30 protein-coding genes are annotated in these 18,447 nt (G+C 61.0%); 6 read left to right on the forward strand and 24 right to left on the reverse strand.

What is annotated here, in order from left to right:
• Nucleotides 1-213: 213 nt before the first annotated feature.
• A complete protein-coding gene (locus tag ACQ4W4_RS09895) occupies nucleotides 214-513 on the reverse strand; it encodes a hypothetical protein (protein WP_436541829.1) in 300 nt (99 codons plus the stop codon).
• A gap of 256 nt (nucleotides 514-769) precedes the next feature.
• Here ACQ4W4_RS09895 and ACQ4W4_RS09900 point away from each other — a divergent pair, with 256 nt between their 5' ends.
• Entirely contained in the window at nucleotides 770-1,114 is a 345-nt protein-coding gene (locus tag ACQ4W4_RS09900; protein ID WP_436541830.1) for a hypothetical protein, read from the forward strand.
• A gap of 8 nt (nucleotides 1,115-1,122) precedes the next feature.
• On the opposite strand, the gene ACQ4W4_RS09905 is transcribed toward ACQ4W4_RS09900, so the two are convergent.
• From ACQ4W4_RS09905 to ACQ4W4_RS10000, 20 genes are all read right to left on the reverse strand, one after another.
• Nucleotides 1,123-1,512 carry a DUF6232 family protein gene (locus ACQ4W4_RS09905; protein WP_436541831.1) on the reverse strand — a complete coding sequence of 130 codons (390 nt, stop codon included), beginning with the start codon at nucleotides 1,510-1,512 and terminating at the stop codon, nucleotides 1,123-1,125.
• 238 nt (nucleotides 1,513-1,750) lie between these two features.
• Complete coding sequence (locus ACQ4W4_RS09910) at nucleotides 1,751-1,915, reverse strand: hypothetical protein (RefSeq protein ID WP_436541832.1); 165 nt, start codon at nucleotides 1,913-1,915, stop codon at nucleotides 1,751-1,753.
• A gap of 15 nt (nucleotides 1,916-1,930) precedes the next feature.
• The gene (locus tag ACQ4W4_RS09915; protein ID WP_436541833.1) at nucleotides 1,931-2,104 is read right to left on the reverse strand and encodes a hypothetical protein; all 174 of its coding nucleotides are present in this window, start codon (nucleotides 2,102-2,104) and stop codon (nucleotides 1,931-1,933) included.
• Between the two features lie 2 nt (nucleotides 2,105-2,106).
• Nucleotides 2,107-2,397: a hypothetical protein gene (locus ACQ4W4_RS09920; protein ID WP_436541834.1), complete on the reverse strand. Its 291-nt coding sequence runs from the start codon at nucleotides 2,395-2,397 to the stop codon at nucleotides 2,107-2,109.
• Complete coding sequence (locus ACQ4W4_RS09925; protein WP_436541835.1) at nucleotides 2,398-2,787, reverse strand: hypothetical protein; 390 nt, start codon at nucleotides 2,785-2,787, stop codon at nucleotides 2,398-2,400.
• Complete coding sequence (locus ACQ4W4_RS09930) at nucleotides 2,784-3,425, reverse strand: glycoside hydrolase family 24 protein (RefSeq protein WP_436541836.1); 642 nt, start codon at nucleotides 3,423-3,425, stop codon at nucleotides 2,784-2,786. Before ACQ4W4_RS09930 ends, ACQ4W4_RS09925 begins: the two co-directional genes overlap by 4 nt.
• Nucleotides 3,422-4,159, reverse strand: a complete 738-nt coding sequence (locus tag ACQ4W4_RS09935) for a hypothetical protein (protein ID WP_436541837.1) — start codon at nucleotides 4,157-4,159, stop codon at nucleotides 3,422-3,424. Before ACQ4W4_RS09935 ends, ACQ4W4_RS09930 begins: the two co-directional genes overlap by 4 nt.
• A 2-nt stretch (nucleotides 4,160-4,161) precedes the next feature.
• A complete protein-coding gene (locus tag ACQ4W4_RS09940; protein WP_436541838.1) occupies nucleotides 4,162-4,713 on the reverse strand; it encodes a hypothetical protein in 552 nt (183 codons plus the stop codon).
• Nucleotide 4,714: 1 nt separating this feature from the next.
• Nucleotides 4,715-5,116 carry a hypothetical protein gene (locus ACQ4W4_RS09945; RefSeq protein ID WP_436541839.1) on the reverse strand — a complete coding sequence of 134 codons (402 nt, stop codon included), beginning with the start codon at nucleotides 5,114-5,116 and terminating at the stop codon, nucleotides 4,715-4,717.
• The gene (locus ACQ4W4_RS09950) at nucleotides 5,113-5,406 is read right to left on the reverse strand and encodes a hypothetical protein (RefSeq protein ID WP_436541840.1); all 294 of its coding nucleotides are present in this window, start codon (nucleotides 5,404-5,406) and stop codon (nucleotides 5,113-5,115) included. Before ACQ4W4_RS09950 ends, ACQ4W4_RS09945 begins: the two co-directional genes overlap by 4 nt.
• The gene (locus tag ACQ4W4_RS09955) at nucleotides 5,406-5,657 is read right to left on the reverse strand and encodes a hypothetical protein (RefSeq protein ID WP_436541841.1); all 252 of its coding nucleotides are present in this window, start codon (nucleotides 5,655-5,657) and stop codon (nucleotides 5,406-5,408) included. The genes ACQ4W4_RS09950 and ACQ4W4_RS09955 overlap by 1 nt, the downstream gene beginning before the upstream one ends.
• Nucleotides 5,658-5,666: 9 nt before the next feature.
• Entirely contained in the window at nucleotides 5,667-6,491 is an 825-nt protein-coding gene (locus tag ACQ4W4_RS09960) for a major capsid protein P2 (RefSeq protein WP_436541842.1), read from the reverse strand.
• 9 nt (nucleotides 6,492-6,500) lie between these two features.
• Nucleotides 6,501-6,659, reverse strand: a complete 159-nt coding sequence (locus ACQ4W4_RS09965; RefSeq protein ID WP_436541843.1) for a hypothetical protein — start codon at nucleotides 6,657-6,659, stop codon at nucleotides 6,501-6,503.
• Between the two features lie 107 nt (nucleotides 6,660-6,766).
• Entirely contained in the window at nucleotides 6,767-7,387 is a 621-nt protein-coding gene (locus tag ACQ4W4_RS09970) for a P-loop NTPase family protein (protein WP_436541844.1), read from the reverse strand.
• Nucleotides 7,384-7,869, reverse strand: a complete 486-nt coding sequence (locus tag ACQ4W4_RS09975; RefSeq protein WP_436541845.1) for a hypothetical protein — start codon at nucleotides 7,867-7,869, stop codon at nucleotides 7,384-7,386. The genes ACQ4W4_RS09970 and ACQ4W4_RS09975 overlap by 4 nt, the downstream gene beginning before the upstream one ends.
• Nucleotides 7,870-8,178: 309 nt before the next feature.
• Nucleotides 8,179-8,358, reverse strand: a complete 180-nt coding sequence (locus ACQ4W4_RS09980) for a hypothetical protein (protein WP_436541846.1) — start codon at nucleotides 8,356-8,358, stop codon at nucleotides 8,179-8,181.
• A gap of 2 nt (nucleotides 8,359-8,360) precedes the next feature.
• Complete coding sequence (locus tag ACQ4W4_RS09985) at nucleotides 8,361-8,507, reverse strand: hypothetical protein (protein WP_436541847.1); 147 nt, start codon at nucleotides 8,505-8,507, stop codon at nucleotides 8,361-8,363.
• Nucleotides 8,500-10,326 (reverse strand): replication endonuclease, encoded by a 1,827-nt coding sequence (locus tag ACQ4W4_RS09990; RefSeq protein ID WP_436541848.1) that lies wholly within the window; start codon nucleotides 10,324-10,326, stop codon nucleotides 8,500-8,502. The genes ACQ4W4_RS09985 and ACQ4W4_RS09990 overlap by 8 nt, the downstream gene beginning before the upstream one ends.
• Before the next feature lie 76 nt (nucleotides 10,327-10,402).
• Complete coding sequence (locus tag ACQ4W4_RS09995; RefSeq protein WP_436541849.1) at nucleotides 10,403-10,828, reverse strand: hypothetical protein; 426 nt, start codon at nucleotides 10,826-10,828, stop codon at nucleotides 10,403-10,405.
• Nucleotides 10,825-11,499 carry a hypothetical protein gene (locus ACQ4W4_RS10000; RefSeq protein ID WP_436541850.1) on the reverse strand — a complete coding sequence of 225 codons (675 nt, stop codon included), beginning with the start codon at nucleotides 11,497-11,499 and terminating at the stop codon, nucleotides 10,825-10,827. The genes ACQ4W4_RS09995 and ACQ4W4_RS10000 overlap by 4 nt, the downstream gene beginning before the upstream one ends.
• A 212-nt stretch (nucleotides 11,500-11,711) precedes the next feature.
• On the opposite strand from ACQ4W4_RS10000, the gene ACQ4W4_RS10005 reads away from it, so the two are divergent.
• The gene (locus ACQ4W4_RS10005) at nucleotides 11,712-12,038 is read left to right on the forward strand and encodes a hypothetical protein (protein ID WP_436541851.1); all 327 of its coding nucleotides are present in this window, start codon (nucleotides 11,712-11,714) and stop codon (nucleotides 12,036-12,038) included.
• Between the two features lie 155 nt (nucleotides 12,039-12,193).
• Here the strand turns inward: ACQ4W4_RS10005 and ACQ4W4_RS10010 are convergent, their stop codons facing one another.
• Nucleotides 12,194-12,850, reverse strand: a complete 657-nt coding sequence (locus tag ACQ4W4_RS10010) for an SDR family oxidoreductase (protein WP_436541852.1) — start codon at nucleotides 12,848-12,850, stop codon at nucleotides 12,194-12,196.
• Nucleotides 12,851-12,931: 81 nt separating this feature from the next.
• On the opposite strand from ACQ4W4_RS10010, the gene ACQ4W4_RS10015 reads away from it, so the two are divergent.
• Entirely contained in the window at nucleotides 12,932-13,645 is a 714-nt protein-coding gene (locus ACQ4W4_RS10015; protein ID WP_436541853.1) for a hypothetical protein, read from the forward strand.
• Nucleotides 13,646-13,914: 269 nt separating this feature from the next.
• A complete protein-coding gene (locus ACQ4W4_RS10020) occupies nucleotides 13,915-15,294 on the forward strand; it encodes a chitinase (RefSeq protein ID WP_436541854.1) in 1,380 nt (459 codons plus the stop codon).
• Nucleotides 15,295-15,330: 36 nt separating this feature from the next.
• Here the strand turns inward: ACQ4W4_RS10020 and ACQ4W4_RS10025 are convergent, their stop codons facing one another.
• Complete coding sequence (locus ACQ4W4_RS10025; RefSeq protein ID WP_436541855.1) at nucleotides 15,331-15,915, reverse strand: TetR family transcriptional regulator; 585 nt, start codon at nucleotides 15,913-15,915, stop codon at nucleotides 15,331-15,333.
• Nucleotides 15,916-16,006: 91 nt separating this feature from the next.
• On the opposite strand from ACQ4W4_RS10025, the gene ACQ4W4_RS10030 reads away from it, so the two are divergent.
• Nucleotides 16,007-16,408: a nuclear transport factor 2 family protein gene (locus ACQ4W4_RS10030; RefSeq protein ID WP_436541856.1), complete on the forward strand. Its 402-nt coding sequence runs from the start codon at nucleotides 16,007-16,009 to the stop codon at nucleotides 16,406-16,408.
• A gap of 147 nt (nucleotides 16,409-16,555) precedes the next feature.
• Nucleotides 16,556-16,978 (forward strand): DUF2061 domain-containing protein, encoded by a 423-nt coding sequence (locus tag ACQ4W4_RS10035; protein WP_436541857.1) that lies wholly within the window; start codon nucleotides 16,556-16,558, stop codon nucleotides 16,976-16,978.
• A 9-nt stretch (nucleotides 16,979-16,987) separates the two neighbouring features.
• Here the strand turns inward: ACQ4W4_RS10035 and ACQ4W4_RS10040 are convergent, their stop codons facing one another.
• Nucleotides 16,988-18,424 (reverse strand): amidase, encoded by a 1,437-nt coding sequence (locus tag ACQ4W4_RS10040; protein ID WP_436541858.1) that lies wholly within the window; start codon nucleotides 18,422-18,424, stop codon nucleotides 16,988-16,990.
• Nucleotides 18,425-18,447 lie beyond the last annotated feature (23 nt).

Below are 18,447 nucleotides of genomic sequence, written 5' to 3' on the forward strand. Positions count from 1 at the left end.
ATTAAATGAGCCCATACCATATCGACCTCGCAATAGGAATCGCTCTGATAATCGTCTGCATACCCATATCTGCATGGTGCTTCTGCCTGGAAGCGAAGAAAAATAAGCGTGAGCGCTGCGAGTGCTGCAAGCGACATCTATAGCGCGATCTGCACGTGAGCAATTCCGCAAGCGCAAGAAGAAATAGCAGAGGCCCGCAGATCGCGGGCCTTTTTACATGATGGCGTGCATTGCCAGGCGGGCATGCCATGGGCGCGACGGGCGATCCTTGATGGCGTCGAACAGGTCGTGCAGCTTTGCGTGGCGCAACTTGGCGGAGACGTCGTAGCCGCGCACGTAGTTGGCGAAGGCCCGGGGGCTGAGGTGTAGCGGCGCGACAGAGGCCACCCAATCGTATAGATCGTCCTCAATGACGGCAATCTCTCCAAAGAGGTCGATTGCTGGCTGGCGTAGCTGGTAGGAAAAATAGGCTGCTGGCGGCTTCGGCTTGCGGCGGGTTGTTGTCTTTTTCATTCGGATATAATGCCCGGCGAACTGGGGCGGCAAAACGGGGAATAGAGGGGGATTTGGCGTTTTACATAATTTCGTAAAATGCTAGACTTTTTCGAGGAACTACATGTACTGCTTTGATTCTGCACTCTTTTTGCTATTTTACATAATATAAATTATGCGAAGTGTAGTGCCAGTGAGAAAAAATCCTCCTTTTCATCGTTATGGAAATCGCAATACCGATTTATGGTATGCGATCTTCCATAATCAAAAATAACAAATGAGATTCCCAAACCTCCGATACGGCAACCCTACCGAGTTTGCCCACTACGCCATGGGCATGCCCGTGGCCGACTTGGCGCGCACCCTGCGCCGCGACGAACGCACCGTGCGCGACTGGCTCAGCGGCAAACAGCGCGTGCCGTGGTGGGTTCCTGAATACATGCGCCTGCGCCAGATGGAGCAAGCCGATATCCGGCGCCAAATGAACATGGCCGCCCTTGGCCCGCGCCTTGGCATTGTCCGCGGTGACGTCATCGAACTGGCCGTGCGCCGGCCAAAAAAAGAGCCGCAAATCACTGATTTGCGGCTCGATGACTTCGACCAGGCGCGCATCGCGCTTTGATCACCTTTCTAGGCTCTACGTACAATCGCCTGGTTTATGGCTTCTACGACTTCGCTTACAAACGGTTTTACCTTGCTTTTCAAAGCCCGACTTTCGCCGGACGCACTTGCAAGCGTGACCGTATAGTGTGTGCGCTGCAGTGACAGCCAGATTATTCCCGGCAGCAGGATAACGGCCCAGTGCACTATAGAAAGTGACGCATAGCTTTCACCCCTTGAAATCGCAAAAAATTCAAGAAGAATAAGCGCTATAGGCAAGAGTCTATTTGGCCGCTTCACCCCAAGCTTTACCGATGTAATTCCACTTATTGCATGTGTTTCGTCACCAACTATAAGACGGGCATTTGTAACCGTAACCTTGCCATTTGTGTAGTATGTGGTTTCTGTTGTACCGCTCATTGTTTCTCCCCGGAAAAGAGATTCAATATTAACAAAAGGCCCGCGATCTGCGGGCCTTTTTCACTTCTTCTTGCGCTTGCGGAATTGTCCGTTTGCCTTGCGCGGCGGCGTGCGGCGGCCCATTATGCGGCCTCCAGCGCTTCAACGCGGGCTTCGATCTTCGCGGCCCAGCGCATGGCGCCCAGGCCTTGCAGCAGGACGCCGGACGACGTAATGCACAGGAACAGGTCTACGGCGCTCATTTCGCCACCGGGCCTTTCTCAGCGATCACGCCAGCCAGCGCGCCCGCCATTGCCGTGGCGCCGTCGACCACGATATGGTATTGAGGCGGCACCACCATCTTCGCCAGTTGGAACAGCGCCGCGAAGCCCGCCCAGGTGGACGGCTCTTTCAGTCGATTCATGCATTTCCCCTTGTTTTAATAAAGTGTGCGGCCGCTCGTGTCTTTTACCGTTATCGACTGTGCGGCCACCCAATCGCGGATTTTCGGGAAATGGCTCAGCACGTAGGCAGCAATCAGGATGCCGCCCAGCACGATCAAGCCTTCGCGGGCCACTTCGGGCACCGTCGGAACGATTTTGGACAGGTTCATTGTTACCGCCAGACGTAGGACAGGAAATCACCCGCTGGGCAGACAAACGATGCCTCCCAGGTATCGCCCGCTGCCTTTGCCGCCTCGCAAGCACTCATTTCTGTGCGTGGCAGGTTCAGCCAGTCGCCAATGGTCAACGCGCCTCCCGCAACCACGCCGCCGGCCGCCTCAACTACTGCACCCCCCACAGCCGCACCCAGATCGCCCGCCGCCCCTTTTTTTTTGAGCAGGTAGACGATTGCCAGCAGGCCCAGCACCACGGCGCCAATTTTCAGCTGGTCAGCAGTGCCCATTTATTGCCACTCCGTGCCAGCCAGGCTCGGGAACAGGCCGCCAATAAAGTTTGTGGTTGATCCGTAATCAACGCTGTCCTGCACCCCGTCGCCGTAGGCATACGGGAACATTTCAGCCAACTGCGAACCCACTGGCTTTCCGTCGCTGGTGACGGTCTGCCCCATCCAATTTTTCTTCAAGAATGCCAACGTGCCGTCCGGATTCTTCGCGTCACGGATCATCGTCCAGGCGCCGCCCAGGAGCGACGTCCAGAGCTGGTCGCTAACGTTTAGCGTGTCACTGTTGTTCGGGTTCGTGCCGCCGGCAACCGCCGTTTTCTTGCGGCTTTGCATGTAGATGACGGCGCCGACGCCCAGCGCGGCCAGTACTAAAATATCCTTGGAACTCATGCGACGCTACCCCCTGCATTTGCGTAATGGTTGACGAAAGAGGCAAGCGCAACTTCGCCCTGGCCGTAGCCAGCGCCTGGCAGGCTGGCCCACACCTTGCGCACCTTGCTGACGGCGGCGGCCACGCGGCCCGCCGCTACATCGCTCAAGGCGCCCTTTTCCCGGATCAGTTCGATTGCGGCCGCTTCCTGGCTTGCCTGCGTGAAGTCCGTCAGGCCCAGCTTGTCCGCCACGCGGTTCCACGTCGGCTTGTTGATCTGGAAGGCGCCCGCCGCCGTGGATACGCAGCCAGGCCCGAAGCCTGCGCCTGCGCACATCGACGCCGACAAGGGCGTGCCACGCCAGCCCAGGCGGGCCGGATGATCTGCGAAGCTGTCAAACAGCGCGCCACCCATGAGCGTGCGCCAGCCGTCCCGCCCTGCTGTTCCCTCCCCCACCCGCAAGGCGGACAGGAAGGCATTCACGTTGTTGTTCATTTCTTCACTTTCAAAAATGCTGATTGCCTGATAGGCGTAGTCTTCAAGGCCTGGCGCCTGGTCAGTCTCGCCGCTATCTTCATTGGGCCCCATTTCGTAAGCCGCATAGGCCACCACTGCTACCACTATCAGGGCTGCAATTGCGGACTCGCTCAGATTCACGTTATCAACTCTTCGAAATGCTCAGCCGTCAGGATCAGCGCGCCATTTGCCACTGTGTGCGCGATGGTCAGGCAGTGCCCTGGCAGCAGCACAATCGGTTCCGTCAGGCGGTATGTGTATGGCTGGCCGGCGACCAAGAAGTTATCGAATACCGCCTTGCCCGTGTAGGGGTTCGCCGCCACCGACGTATTGCGCGTGAAAATGCATGCCGAGTCTGCGCCGCCCGACAATTTCGATGACGGCGAGGACACCACGGATTGATTGTTTGGAACCTGGCTCAAGCCGATGTAGCCGCCAATTTCCCCGCTTGTGTTCGAGGAAATAACAAGCTGCTCGATCATCACCCGCGATGGCGATGCGGCCGGATTGAACAGGCTCAGCGTGCCGAACTGGCCGGCGTTTGGCGTAATGGCCACCGCACCGGAAAATGCGCGTCCAGTTATCACGCGGGCCTTGCCGCCGTCCACCACATCGACCGTTCCGGTAATGCGGTCGTCTCGAAAATCGAAGTCTCCCGCAATGATGGAGCCGGCATTATTTGCGCCGCTACGGTCTTGAACCGTCAAGCCAGCGTAATCGACACCCCAGACGCCTTGACCTGGCAGCAGATCGACGTAGCCGCCATTAGACATGCGCACGCGAATGCTGGAATTTCCCGAACGGTATTTGACGAAGCGGCCCTTTACGTCAATGACCTGGCCACCGTTTGGCGGCAAATTGAAGTCGTATTGCATGGTTACGCCTTTTTAAACGCCGACATGGCAAAAATGCCAGCGACGACCAGCACCGCCAGAATTATCTTTTCCTGCGCCGCGCTCGTGCCCTTGGCATCCGCGTAAGCGCCCTGCAACTGGTTGATCGCACCCGACTGCACCGCCGACGCCCGGTCATACGCACTTGCCAGGCGCGCATCATTCGCGCCAGCGAAGTCAAGCGCGGAATTGAAAAGGCCGTCCGCATAGCTGTAGCCACTTTTTGTGGCCGCCGTCGCCGCTCCGGTTGTCGCCTCCGCAAGTCCGAACATTTTGCTCAGCGCGTCACTCGCCACGGCCAGGCCGCCCGCGATGGCGCCACCGTCCAGCGTGCTGTTATAGGTGTTGGTCGTCGTGTTCGTGCTGCTGGCGTCGTACAGATTGTTGTTGCTGTTCGACTGGCTCTTATCGCTCAAGTCGTAAGCATTGGTACTGCGATTGCTCAGGTCATATGACGAACTGGTGTTCGTGATGACCTGGCGATTGTCTTGCGTGGTTGACGCTTGCGACGTCTTCGATGATGAACTGCCGCCCATGTTATGCCCTCAGTTTCTTTTGCATGATTTTTGCCACTTCGGCATACCCGGCTTGTTCCAGCTTGCGCACCAGCCCCGTGCGGCGTGTATAGATGTTCATCACGTCGCAGCCCACGCCAAACACGCGCTCGATTTCCGGCAGGATGGTTCTCGTCAGGTCGCCGCGTGCGCCCAGGTGCTGCGCCGCGCACACTTCCAGCGCCCTGCCCCGCTCACGCTGGACCACTTGCACCGCAAACGCCGCCAGCGCCTGGCCGTCGCTGCCGGTCAGCAGGAAAGACAGGCCATCCCCGATAAAATCGGCGATGCCGGCAATGCCGCCCGACGTATCCGTTTTCGGATTGAGCGCCAGGCCCGCCATCAAGCGGCAGGCGTCATCGTGAGGGAGCGCGACGAACTTCATTTGCGCAGGACGAAGTACAGCGCAGCAGCCAGACCGATCAGCAGCAACGGATTTTTGAACAGGCCAGCCGCCGCCGACGACACGGGCGAATCGGTTTTCGCATTCGTCGCCGACGCCGAAGTAGAGCCGGAACCCGTCCCCACGCTTACGGACCATGCGGAGCCGTCGTAATCGTTGTTTTGCTGGTTGCCCCCGGCGCTCGACGGCCCGCCAGGCTGCATTGCCGATTTGGCAATGCCGCCTGCCGCCATCAGGCCGGCGCTCCACGGATCCACAGGAACGCCCGCCATTACTTCTTCACCATCAGGACGATGACGACGGCAATCAAGGCCAGCGTCAGCGGGTTCATGCCAACGCTGACGGTGCTACGGCCGTTGTTGGTCTGGCCCAGGTTGTACAGGTTTCCGTTGCTGTCCACGCCGTACGCGGCGCTGGAATCGTGTACCACCTGGGGCCGGTTGATCGTACGATCAACATAGGCGTCAATGACGTTGCCCAGCTTGGAGAGCGTCCAGGCGCCCAGGTCGGAATTTTCGTCCATGGCGCCCCCTTAGAACGCGTCCAGCGGTTCCAGCACTTCTGATTCGATGGTAATGGTTTCGCCGGCCGAGAAGGTGCCCAGGATTTCCATGGTCTGTGCGTTGCGGGTATTCAAAATCTGCGACTGGTTGTCGTCAACGATGAAGTCCTGCATGAACAAGCCCGCTTGCGGCACCTTGCGATATTCCAGTTGCGAGAAGTCGTTCAGCGCCTTCGTGTTTTCTTCGATGACGATACCGTTTTTCTTGATGAGCAAGCCCGTCATGTTGGCCGAGAAGATCGCCCAGCGCTTGAACAAGCTGCCGCCGCTCGACACTTCGACGTGCGGGATTGGCAACGAGAACGTGCCGCCGGCGCCAATGGTCACGGTCGTGCTGTGGATGCGTGCAATCAGGTTGCGCGTTGCCAGTTCGGCACCGTCCACCTGTGGACGACTCACTTCGGCATAGCCCTGGATCGTCGGCGCTGTGGCGCCGGCAATCGTCAGCTCCAGTTTCAGGTTTTGCATGCCGACGGTCGTGTCGATGGCGCCCAGGCTCTGGCCGAGCTCGGTTTTGCTGCGCACTTCGGAAAAGTCGATTGTCAGGAAGCCAGCGGCGGCGGCGATGCCGCGATACTGCATGCGGGCGTCCTGGCGGGCGCCGGTGCTGTCCCAAATGATTTTGCCGTTTGCCTTCAACTGGATACTGGCGAGCATGGCTTTCGTCAGCGCAGTACCGCCCAAGACGAACGTCATGCGCTCGATTGTGTAGCCCAGCAGGTTGTTCAGGTCGAGCGTGGCAACGCCGTTGTTCACGACGTTGTTGAAAGGAAGGAGTTTCAGACGTTGGCCCATGTCGCCCCCTTATGCCAATGCGGCGGACAGGTACGGCACTTTTTTGGCGACAATCACGGCGCCGACGGCAACGGCCGCGCCCTTGACCATCGGATTGCCCACGAATTTGTATGCGGCGTAGCACACCCCCAGGGCGATGCCCAATTTAGTCAGTTCAGCTTGCGTCATTTCAGGTTTCCCCTGGTGTATGGATAAAAAAAGTGAATTCGGAAAATCAGAATTCACTGTATTTTTTTGCCCCTACAGACGCAAAATTGTTGCCTTAGGCACGCTCCCTAAGAGAACTTGACCCGGCCCTTCACATTTTCTTTCGTTCGCACGTTTCTGTGTATGTATTGCAACGGTTCCAGGCCTTTTATATCGTCAACAGTGACGCATAGCGACGATGCCATGACTTTTTGGTCAGCTTCAAAATTGAGGAACCCGCAATGAATTTCCGTGCAGTTCGACCAGAACGCCTTATCGACCTGGGCGGGCCGCTGGCTGGCGCCGATGATGCGCAAGCCCTTGTGACGCCCTACCGATGTCGCCATTTTCCAGCCTGCCGGCGCATGCGTGGCCGCCGTGACGAAAGCAAGCTCTTCGATCACCAGCCGCAGATTGCCCGCATGCACGGCAGCGCGACAGAACAGGTCGAATTGCTGGGCGCGGATTTTGTCATCGAACGATGGCTGAAATGCGATGCGGAACTGGCCCGCTTTGAGTGCCTGAATGGCCACGCCCAACTTGTCCGTAATCACGTCCACGAACGCGCCGTATTCGCGCATGTAGTCCCATATCAGCAGGCGCTTATCGGACTTTTTCAGGGCATATTGCTTGATGAAGACGCCCTTGCCGCTGCCGGTGGCGCCGATGACGGCGATCACCTCGGCGCTGTTGGATTGATCTGTTTTCATGCTATCGCCGTCCCGAGCACCGCATGATCCATCACCGGCGCGGGCGTGACAGGCACCCGCTGTTGCGGCGCCTTGTCCATCTGCACCGCTTTGGCCGGCGCGCGCGATGCGATATCCGCCTTGACGCCCTGCACCGTCGCCCAGGCAATCGGGCCGCACACGAACAGCGCCGCGATTTCTTCCTGATACTTCCCGCCCCACTCTTCCAGATTGATGCCGTACTTTGCCAGCACCGGCCCCAGCGAGGCGGCCACCTGGCCGCACGCCTCAGGCGTATAGACGCCTTCCAGCGAGGGATACAACTTGCCCAGGATCGGCACGGCCAGGGCCATGATCATCGACACGCCCCGGCTGTTCTGTTCGGCCAGGCCCATGACGGCGGCCTGTTCCTGCTGTTCCAGCATCGCGCCTGGCGTCGTGCTGGCCACCTCACCGTCAAGGTTTGCGGCCTGCATGGCCAGGCTGTCTAACTCTTCCATCATGCACCCTTCACGAGATAATCGAACGGGCCAGCCTTTTTTACTGGCGGCGGCACCACCTTAGGCACGCTCTCAGGAGCGTGCGCAACTGGCGGTTTTACTGGCGCGGGCGCGGACTCCTGGACGTCTGCCTTAGGCAACCTGCTGCGCCAGCGGCTGGCCGCTGCCGTGCCGCGCTTTGCAAACGCCGACACGTCGCACTCGTCGCATGCCATGGTCAGCGTGCCCGCTTCGTTTTCCTTCAACAAGACAGGATGGCCGCAGCAATCACACGGAATACGCCCCAACTTCGTTTTCACGGCGGCCATGGTCTTACAAGCCCCGGATTTGATCGAGGGTGAATTCCGACGATAACGCGCCGTCGGAATCCGCTTCTTCAAACTTGACCGTCACGGGCGTGCCGTCCTGACTGGCGCTGACAACAACGCCCACCTGGCCGTGGCGCTCGAGCTCTTCGTCAACTACCTTTACTGCCGTATATACCTGATACATGGTTATTTCCCTTTCAGTTCATCAACTTCCGCCCGCAGGCGGTCTATTTCCATTGCCATTTGCAGCAATGTTTCTTTGTAGCCGGACGGCAGGTACGCCGCCGCTATCGCACTCAGTTTTGAGAACGCGGCCTTCAATTTTTCATGCATGATCGTCCTTGTATTTGCGCTGCAAGTGCAGCAGATGGGCCGACGGCGCGCCCGCTGGGCGTTTCTTGTGCCGCAGGTAGGTTTGGATCGCCTCTGGCGGCGCGCAGGGCTTGCCGTCCCGGTCAAACGTCCGGCCAACATCGAAGGCCGGAACGAATTTTTTATTTTCAGCCTGGTACGGCGCCGGTTCTTTGGCTGGGCGCGAACAGTTATTTACACCAGTCCGAGGAACGGCAAGGGCCACCCCGGCCCGGTCTATCGTCCAGCGGTAGCGGGTGGACTCATAGACCGCATGCGGCTGCGCCGCCAGATATACGCCTACTGGCCTGTGCGCTTCCACCTGTTCATAGCGGCCTACTACGCCCTCTTCCCTTGTCGCAAGCCTGATCGTGGCACCGCGCCCCACCGTAGGCCCGCCCATGGCCCATATGAAGCGGGCGAAGTCGGCGCGCTGGGCGATGGCTGGGTTTTCGGACTCGACTTTTTGCGCGGCCTGGTAGGCTTCACGGATAGGCTCAGGCGCATTGCGCACCGACTCCTCCGACAGGCGGCGGAACTCGCGCCACACGCCCACCGGCACGCCGCCGATCTGCTGGAACTGGCGAATTCCGTGTACCTGCGCCCAATAGGTGACGCGCTGGGATGCCGTGAATTCCTTCTTGTCGAACATATCGGGCACGATGACGTAAGTGCGGCCATCCTCAAATGCCTTGTGGTCGCCTACGCCTGCGCCGTCAATGCTCTTGCAGACGTATTTGATGATGTAGCCCGCCGCCGTGCCCTTCCCCGCCTCGATCCGCACCAGCTTGACGCGGTTTTTGATGGCGCCTGGCTCGTCGCCATCCTCGCGCATGGCGTAGGCATGAATGACCGTTTCCATGGTCGCCTGATGCTCAGGCGCGACGAACAGCAGCATGTGCCAGTGCGGGCACCCGTCCGTGTGCGGCTCAGCGATGCGGAAGCCGTAGGGCTGGATACCCCGACGGTGCAGCGCGGAACGGATGGCAGACCACACCTTGACCAGATACGCCTGCGCCGCGCGCGGCGTTGGACTGCCGAATTCCGCGTACTTCGCGTTCGTGCCCCCCACCGAGTGGTATTTGCTGGGGCAAGTGATGGTCCAGAACATGCCTACGTGGCGCATCTTGTCGGCCACCTCTTCAAAGCCGCGTATGCGCAGCATCAATTCGCCACGGCGCAGGGTTTTATTACCCATGCCCAGCTCGGCCAGTTCGGCCAGACTGTAGACGTCGCCGTTTTCATTGGTGGCCGTGACGGCCGCCAGCGCCTTCTTGTTCGCCTCGTTTTGCGCCGCTTGTGCCAGGCACGTTTCACGGCTGACATACGGATCAGCGCGCACGTAGGTCAAGCCCAGCTGAATCGACGTATGTTCGAATCGGCGCATCAGTTCCTTGCGTAGTGCGCGGCGCCACCACGCATGATCTGCTGCGCGTGCGATGTAGCCGCCTATCGTTGCCGCCACTGGCGGCTTGACGCCGCGCCGGCCGCATATCGCGTCAATCCGCGCCTTGATGGCGTGCTCGTCGTGCAGGCTCGAACAAACCTCGTAGCACTCGCGCGCGGCCTGCAAGGCGGCCACCGAGATAGCGCCCTGGCCAGTCATTGCGCCATTGCTGTCGGCCAGCGGCAGGCGCTGGTCGTCGGCTAGCACGGCGTCAACCACGCGCTGGCGCGACACGTTCAGGCCGCCAAACATGCTCTTCACGGCGCTGGCCATGCGCGACGGTATGCCCATGTGCAGATGCATCAGTCGTACCTGCCCATAAACACCAGATAAGCCATACGTAACATGATGCATATGAGGACCGCCAAACAAGCCGCCAACGTTCCCATCAGCAGAGCGGCCACCCCCTTCATTAACCAATAGGTAACCATCAGTGCGCCTTCCCGGTAGTTCCAGGCATGCGCCCGCCGTTCATGCACTTTTGCACCACTTCCAGATTGGCGCGCAGTTTTGCGACTTCGCACCAGATGCGGCCACGTTCCAGCGCATCGAACTTGCACAGCGCATCGCTTGCGCGCTCCTTCGGCATGCGCGCCGACATTACGGCCACCATGCGGGCGGCCATCGGCAAGCGCATCCAGTACGCGGCGCGCACGGCCTCGACGTCTGCCGGCGTGGCGATCGTCGCCAGCACGGCAGCGGCGCGTTCCATGCGCACCTCGCGCGGCGTCGCATTAATCTGCGCGCACACGGCGTCCATTTCGGCCAGGAATGCCTTCGTTTCCAATTCCTGCTTTGTCAGCTGGGGGCCAGCGACGGCGGCGACGGCCACCAGCTCATGCGCCAGGTGTCTCATGCTGGCACCATGCAGCGTTGAGCCAGGGCGACGAGCCAATGCGCCAGTTCGGCCGGCGTATGTTCGCGCTCAGCCTTACTGATTTCCGGCCGGTGGCCAAGCATGCCCGGACGCGTTGAACGGCTGGTGCCGACTACATGCGTGGCATAGCCAAGGTCCAGAGCGGGCAAATCGGGGATTTCGGCCGGCATGCAGCCCACCACGTACAGGAACGTGGCCTTTTCCGCCTTATGGCCAAAATCGCTTTGTAGAATCGGCAGCGTCCAGCCGCCGAACTCGTCGCGCTTGCCTGGCATCGGCAAACCACAGTGCGCCCACAGCGTGGACCGTCGCGGATGCTCCAGCACGCCGCCGTTCTGGCGCACCATAGCCACAGACCACACCGCCAGCTCCTTTTCGTCTGGACGGCCCTTTGTCGCCATATGGCGCAGACCAGCCCACAGGCGGCACGGTGGATGCGCTACCACCGGCATGCCCCCCCGCCAGTTGCGGGCATCGCGCTTTGCGTCCCAGGCGTCAACGGCCGGCATGGTCTTGTAAATGGAATTGGCGCGCACGAACAGGGCGGCCACATTGTGCAATGGGAGTTCGCCGGTCGCGGCGTCGCCGGCGTGCCTCATGCTGGCAATGCCGTTTTGTAATTTTGTGTAACTGACATGATCGCCTCCCAAGGCATTCTCCCCGGCAAAGGAATGTGAGCGGCCCCGCATGCCTGCGGGCTTTGCCTTGGGAGCGATTGATAAAACCGCCCAACAGGACGCAATATAGTCCCGCTTCGCGGTACTAGTCAAGCGATTAGGCACGTTGCTAGTGTCGGGACTATGGACTATGCTTTGACAATCAGCGCCCAGGCATGGGGGCTTTCGACCTTGGGAGAAATACGATGAACACCTGCGAATACCTTGATCGGGTTCGGCTGCGGCTTGATTTGCCGTCCGACTACGCCCTTCAAACGCCCCTTAATCTGTCTAAATCCCAGTTGAGCCGCTACCGCACGGGCAAGGACTTTTTGAGCGACGATGTTGCGCTTCGGGTGTCAGAAATTCTTGGCATTCCAGCTGGCACAGTGTTGCTAGATATGCACATTGAGCGGTCGCGCTCGCCAGAGGTGCGCGCCGCATGGCTGTCTGTGGTGGAAAAGTTTTCAGCGTCTTTTAATTTACTGTTATTGGGCGCCAGCCCGCGCCAAGCCTCGTTCTTGACGCGCTGATAACAGTTTTCGCGCTGGCACTACACTCTATAAATTATGCGAAGTTATCGAAGAATTTGAGAACCCCCCCATTTTGCCAACCGCCCGATCGCAAATGCGATTTCTCCCATCTGCGCGCCGCTGTCGCCGCCGCTAGCCAGCGGCGCTTGAGCACGCTACATGAAATACGGCTTGTCCCCGTCCGTGTTCGGTTTGTTCACGCCCAGGTTGGCGTGCCGGTGCAAGTCTGGCGCTTCGATGATGCTGGCGATCAGGTCTGCCACGCTCTTGCGTGATACCACGGTGCCTTTGAATGGCGCGTGGCGCGTCGTCAGTTCGTAGTCGACTTCGTCTTCGTCCGTCATCCAGGCTGGACGCACGATCGTGTATGCCAGGCCCGATGCTTCGATGGCGTCGGCGGCGCGGCGGAATGGTTTCAGGTCTTCGGCCAGCATGGCGTTGTTCCAGGCGCCGAATTTGCCGGGAACTTCATCGTAGATGCCCATCGACAGCACGAAAACCAGGCGTTCGACACCTGAGGCCCGCATGGCGGCAATGATGCTGTTGGCCTGGTCTTCCATATCGTCGCCCACCAGATTGGCGTAGACCAGCTCGTGTCCGGGCATCGTTTGCCGCAGCAATGCCTGGTCCAGCACGTCGCCGGCCAGCACGCTGGCGTTTGCCCGGACTGGCGTGGGCAGCTTGGCGGGATTGCGCAGCAGCAGCGTCAAGGCGATGTCGTCACGGCCCGCCAAGGCGCGGATGACCCATTGCGCCACCTGTCCGCCTGCGCCCAGTATCAATATCTTTCTCATCATTTTCGCTTTCATCATGGCACGGTGTTTTCCAGGAAGTTACAGGCTTTCTTTAACGAATGGAACTGGGCGCGCTGGAAAACAGGATATCGCCTCCTGATGCGTGTCGGCCGATTGCCTAGTCCCGTGGTAAATTGCGGCCCGCGACAAGCTGAGCGCCGCCTGCGCGCCACGGGATCGCCCAAGCATGAAGCCTATATCGACGCCCTGCATGAACGCCTGGCGCGCGCCGGTGTCAAACAGCTGCGCTTCGACCCTGTCGGCTTCCGGCAATGGTCGGTGCAGCCGGAAGGCTGGGGCCTGGAAGTGGTGTCCGGCGACAGGCCTGGCGTGGGTATCGAGCAGTTTTTCAAGCGCCACCAGGACGATGGATTGACGCAGCGCATGGCCGTCATGCTGGCCATCGAGCACCTGGGCGCGATGGAGGTGCTGCCCGACAGTAATGGATATTTGCATCCCACGGGCAAGTTCGAGCCGGCCGCCTTGTTCTCGCCGCGCACGCCCGCACTGCTGGAGGCGTCCTACGCCATGCTGAGCCAGGTCAACGCGGCACCCGCGTTCGTGCTGCCGTCGACCAAACCCGGCCAGCAGCATGCCGCCTGGTTTGGCGAAGCCACGTATATGCGCGCTTCCCAGCCCATTCCCACGCTTCATTACATGGCGCAACCATATTATTTGCTCGACCATGGCATCGACACCACGACCCAGCTCGACTACCGGCTGATGCAGCGCCAGATACTGGCCTTGACGCAGATGCTGCTGGATCTGTCGCGCGTGCCGTCTGCCGATTTGCGCAAGGAAACCGCACCGTAACTGCCGCCGGACCCTGCCTGGCGTCCACCTCCCTTCCCCGCCCTGCTCCCGGCCTCATTCCGCACACCATACCAGCGCGCCAGAAAACAGCCACTGGTATGGCTCGCATCGCCCTTCTTCCGGCATAAGGTGGCAACTGGTATTGTGATCTAGCGCAAAGAATAAAACCAGTTGACTACCACCTGCAATGCTTGCACTCTGAAAAAATCGGACGGTGTCCAGCCGGTCGGTCTAAAAATATACAAGGAGATGCAATGAACCGGACAGTCATGAATACCCTCATCCTTACCCTCTTCGGCGGCACCCTGGCCGCCTGCGGTGGCGGCAGCGGCGGATCGAACGGCGGCGCGAGCCAGCTGCTGGCCGCCTCGACGGAAGCGGTCGCCTGTTTTACACCGTGGAGCAGCGGCACCGCCTACAACGGCGGCGGCAAGGCCAGCTACAACAACGTCAATTACACGGCCAACTGGTGGACGCAAGGAAATAACCCGTCGACCAGCAGCGGCGGCGCCGGCAGCGGCCAGCCGTGGACGGCGGTGGGAGAGTGCGGCACGCCGACACCAACTCCAACGCCCACGCCTACCCCAACACCTACGCCGACTCCCACTCCGACACCCACGCCTACCCCAACACCTACGCCGACTCCCACTCCGACTCCCACTCCGACACCTACGCCAACCCCGACTCCAACACCGACGCCCACCGGCCTGGCCAAGCACGCGCTGATCGGCTACTGGCACAATTTCACCAACCCCAGCGGCGCCACGTATCCGATCAGCCAGGTCAGCGATGACTGGGATGTGATCGTCGTCTCGTTCGGCGACAATGCGGGCGGCGGCAATGTCAGCCTGACCATCGATCCGGGCGCGGGCACGGAAGCGCAATTCATCGCCGACGTGGCCGCCAAGCGGGCCAAGGGCAAGAAGGTCATCCTGTCGCTGGGCGGGCAAAACGGCTCCGTTTCCGTCGGCAACACGGCCGAAGCGACCAATTTTACCAACAGCCTGTACGCCATCATCACCAAATATGGCTTCGACGGCATCGACCTGGACCTGGAAAACGGCGTGGCGCAAGGCGCGGCCATCCAGACTTATCTGCCGATCGCCGTGAAAAACCTGAAAGCCAAGGTCGGCAACGGCTTTTACCTGTCGATGGCGCCGGAATGGGTGTATGTGGAAGGGGGATACACGAGCTATGGCAGCATCTGGGGCGCCTACATTCCCATCATCAATGCCTTGCGCAGCGAGCTGACGGTGCTGCACCCGCAGTACTACAACAATGGCGACATCTACACGCCGTACGCCACGGGCGCCATCAAGGCGGGTTCGGCCGACCAGCTGGTGGCCACGGCGCGCATGCTGATCGAAGGTTTTAACTATGGCGGCAATACCTTCGCCGGCCTGCGTCCGGACCAGGTGGGCTTTGGCGTGCCGTCGGGGCGCAGTTCGGCCGGCTCGGGTTTCACGACGAATGCCGACGTCAGCAATGCACTGAATTGCCTGACGCGCCTGCTCAATTGCGGCACCATCAAGCCGCTGCAGGCGTATCCGGACTTCCGCGGCGTGATGACGTGGTCGATCAACTGGGACCGCCACGACAACTATAATTTCTCCGTGCCGACGAAGAACGTGCTGAAAACCTTGCCGTAACAGCCTTTGCCCCACTGCGCATGCGAGCTTCGCCGCTCACATGCGCAGCAGCGCCGCGCCCAGCACGCGCATGTGCAGCGCGATGCCCTGACGCAACGCCTCCCCTCCCCCTTGCATGTGCTTGATGCCGTCCATGCTGGCCACCAGCAAGGCGGCCACTTGCGCGGCATCGGCGTCCACCCGGCGCAGCGCGATATCGCCCGCCGCTTCGGCCTGTTCCAGCGCGCCCGCCAGCGACGCCACCAGCGTTGCCCGCGCGTTCAAGGTGATGTCGGCGGCCAGGGCCATGTTGGCGTCGAACAATTCCTGCCCATGGGCGCTGGCCGCAATGTCCGCCATCAAGCCTTGCTGGAATGCCAGCAGCGCCGTTTCGATGCGCGCAATCACGGGACCGGACTGGGCCAGCGCTGCCGCCACCTGGGCCATCACGGCCGCATGGGCCCGTTCGGAACCGGCCCGAAACACGTCTTCCTTGTTCTTGAAGTGCAAATACAGCGCGGCGCGCGACATAGCGGCCGCCTGCGCGATGTCGAGCATGGACGTCTTGCGGTAGCCGTAACGGCAAAACACGGGCAGGGCCGCGTCGAGGATGTGCTGGCGTTTCAGGGGGGCGGTCGTCATGCGGGAATCTTGACACTATGGTCATATAGTGTCAAGATAACTTTGGACAAAAACCGTCAAAGTGTCAATCACCTACCCGGACAGGACTGCCATGACCGATTTCAATACAGCGATGAATACTGAACAGCAGATGGAATTGCTGCGCCATACCGAACGCGAGCGCTTGCGTGCCCTGGTGGCGGCCGATACCGAAGCGGCGCGCGCCCTGCACGCCGACGACTTCCAGCTGATTACGCCGATCGGCAGCATGCTGTCGCGGGAACAATACCTGGGCGCCATCGCCGCCGGCCACATACGCTATGTGAGCTGGGAGCCGCAAGCGATCAGCGTGCGCCTGTACGGCATGGCCGCCGTCCTGCGTTACCAGGCGCAACTGGAAATCGTCTTCGGCGGCCACGCCGTGCCGCGCGCACGCTACTGGCATACGGATAGCTACGAATGGCGCGACGGGCGCTGGCAAGCCGTCTGGTCGCAGGCGACGGCGGTTGCCTGAACCGGCGCTAGCATCATTGCAAATGAATGTCTTTTTTCGATAGTTTTAAACTATAGTGCCGGTTGAAATATTTTGCTTCCTTTTGTAAATGAGAATCGTTACTATCTAAATCAAGGATAAGCGAATTCAACAGAAAAGGAGGCTCCCTTGTTCACCGCCATCAAAACAGTCAGCCAGGTGTGCACGCACATGTCGATCGCCTTCGGCCTCGCCTATTTGCTGACGGGGTCCCTGGCGCTCGGCGGCTTGGCCGCGATCATCGAACCGGTCATCAACGTGGCCCTGCTGCCGTGGCACGAGAAAGCCTGGCACGCGATCCGCCGGCGCCACGCCGCCAGCCGCCTGGGCTTTGCCGCCCTGGCCGGCGAAAAACTCAGCCAGACGACCCTGCACATGGGCGTGGCCTTCGGCGTCATGTACTGGGCCACGGGATCCATGGCCTTCGGCGGCTTGCTGGCCGTGGTCGAGCCGATCTGCAACGTGATCGTGCTGCCCTTCCACGACCGGCTGTGGGAGCGATTTCGTTTAGGTATGGAAAACCGGGGCGCAGCGCGCCTCGCCGCCCTGTAATCGCCCTGCTTAATTCCCTGCCCACACGGATGGGCGACGCTGCCCCCACGGCGCCGCCCGCTCCAGCTGGCCCGCCAGGCGCAGCAGGACGCCATCCTTGGCATAGCCGGCCATGAATTGCATGCCGATCGGCAAGCCGTCATTCGACATGCCCAAGGGCACGGACATGGCCGGCAAGCCCGCCACGTTGGCCAGCGGCGTGTAGGGCGAGTGTTCGAACAGGCGCGCCGTCCAACCCAGCCCATCGAGCTGTTCTTCCTTTTCGCCGTAGCGCCCCAGCGGCCACGGCACATCCCGCATGGTGGACGTGAGCACGACGTCATGCTGGCCGAACACGGCGCCCGCGCGGCGCGTAACCGTGTTGCGCACGTCGAGGGCGGCGACGAAATCGACGGCCGATACCGTCCGCCCGTACCGGTAGCAGGCCAGGGTCGCCGCTTCCAGAGTGTCCAACGACACGGCGCGCCCGCTTTCCTGCGCCAGGGCGTCGATCCACGGCACCAGGTTGGCGCACCAGATACCGGCATTGGCGTGCACGAACGCTTCCCACGACACGCCCAGCGCGGGTGACACTTCTTCCACGTGGTGGCCCAGACTTTCCAGCAGGCGCACGCTGGCGTCCAGCGCGGCCGCGATGGCGGGCGCGGGCCGGGCGCCATTACAGGCGGCGCGCTGCACGCCGATGCGCAGCTTGCCCGGTTCCTGGCTCACCTGCGACAGCCAGCTGTGGCCTGGTGCACTGGTCACGTACGGCTCGCCCGGCAGTATTCCCTGCACGGCGTCGAGCAAGGCGGCGCTGTCGCGCACGCTGCGGCTCACGCCCAGCTGCACGCCCAGGCCGCTGAAGATCTCGTCCATGGCGGGGCCGTTCGATACCCGTCCCCGGCTAGGTTTCAGGCCGAACAGGCCCGTCGAGGCGGCCGGCACGCGGATGGAACCGGCCGCGTCCGTCGCATGGGCCAGCGGCACGATGCCGGCCGCCACGGCCGCGGCCGCGCCGCCGCTGGAACCGCCCGCGCTCAAAGTCAGGTTCCACGGGTTGCGCGTGGCGCCATAGAGCACCGGTTCCGTGGTGGTGGCAAACGCCATTTCCGGCGTGCTCGTGCGGCCGAACGTCGCCAGGCCGGCGGCGCGGAATTGCGTCATCAGGTGGGAATCAAAGGACGCGACATGGCCGGCGCCCAGGCGGCTGCCCGCTTCGCTGCGCCGTCCCGCCATCGTCACGGCCACGTCCTTGATCAGGAATGGCACGCCGGCGAACGGCGCAACGCTGTCGATGGCAGTCAAATCCGCCGGCCACAGCTCGACCACGGCATTGATCTGCGGGTTGACGGCGGCGCAGGCGCGCCTGCCCGCGTCGTGCAATTCGGCGGCCGAGACGCTGCCTTCCCGCAGCAGTTGGGCCAGTCCCAGGCCATCAAAGCTTGTATATTCATGGAGTTGCATCAGTTAGCTCCTGTAATAAATGA

Origin of the sequence: Janthinobacterium glycogeni, from assembly GCF_051380725.1 — a bacterium.
In the GTDB taxonomy this organism is placed as follows: domain Bacteria; phylum Pseudomonadota; class Gammaproteobacteria; order Burkholderiales; family Burkholderiaceae_D; genus Janthinobacterium.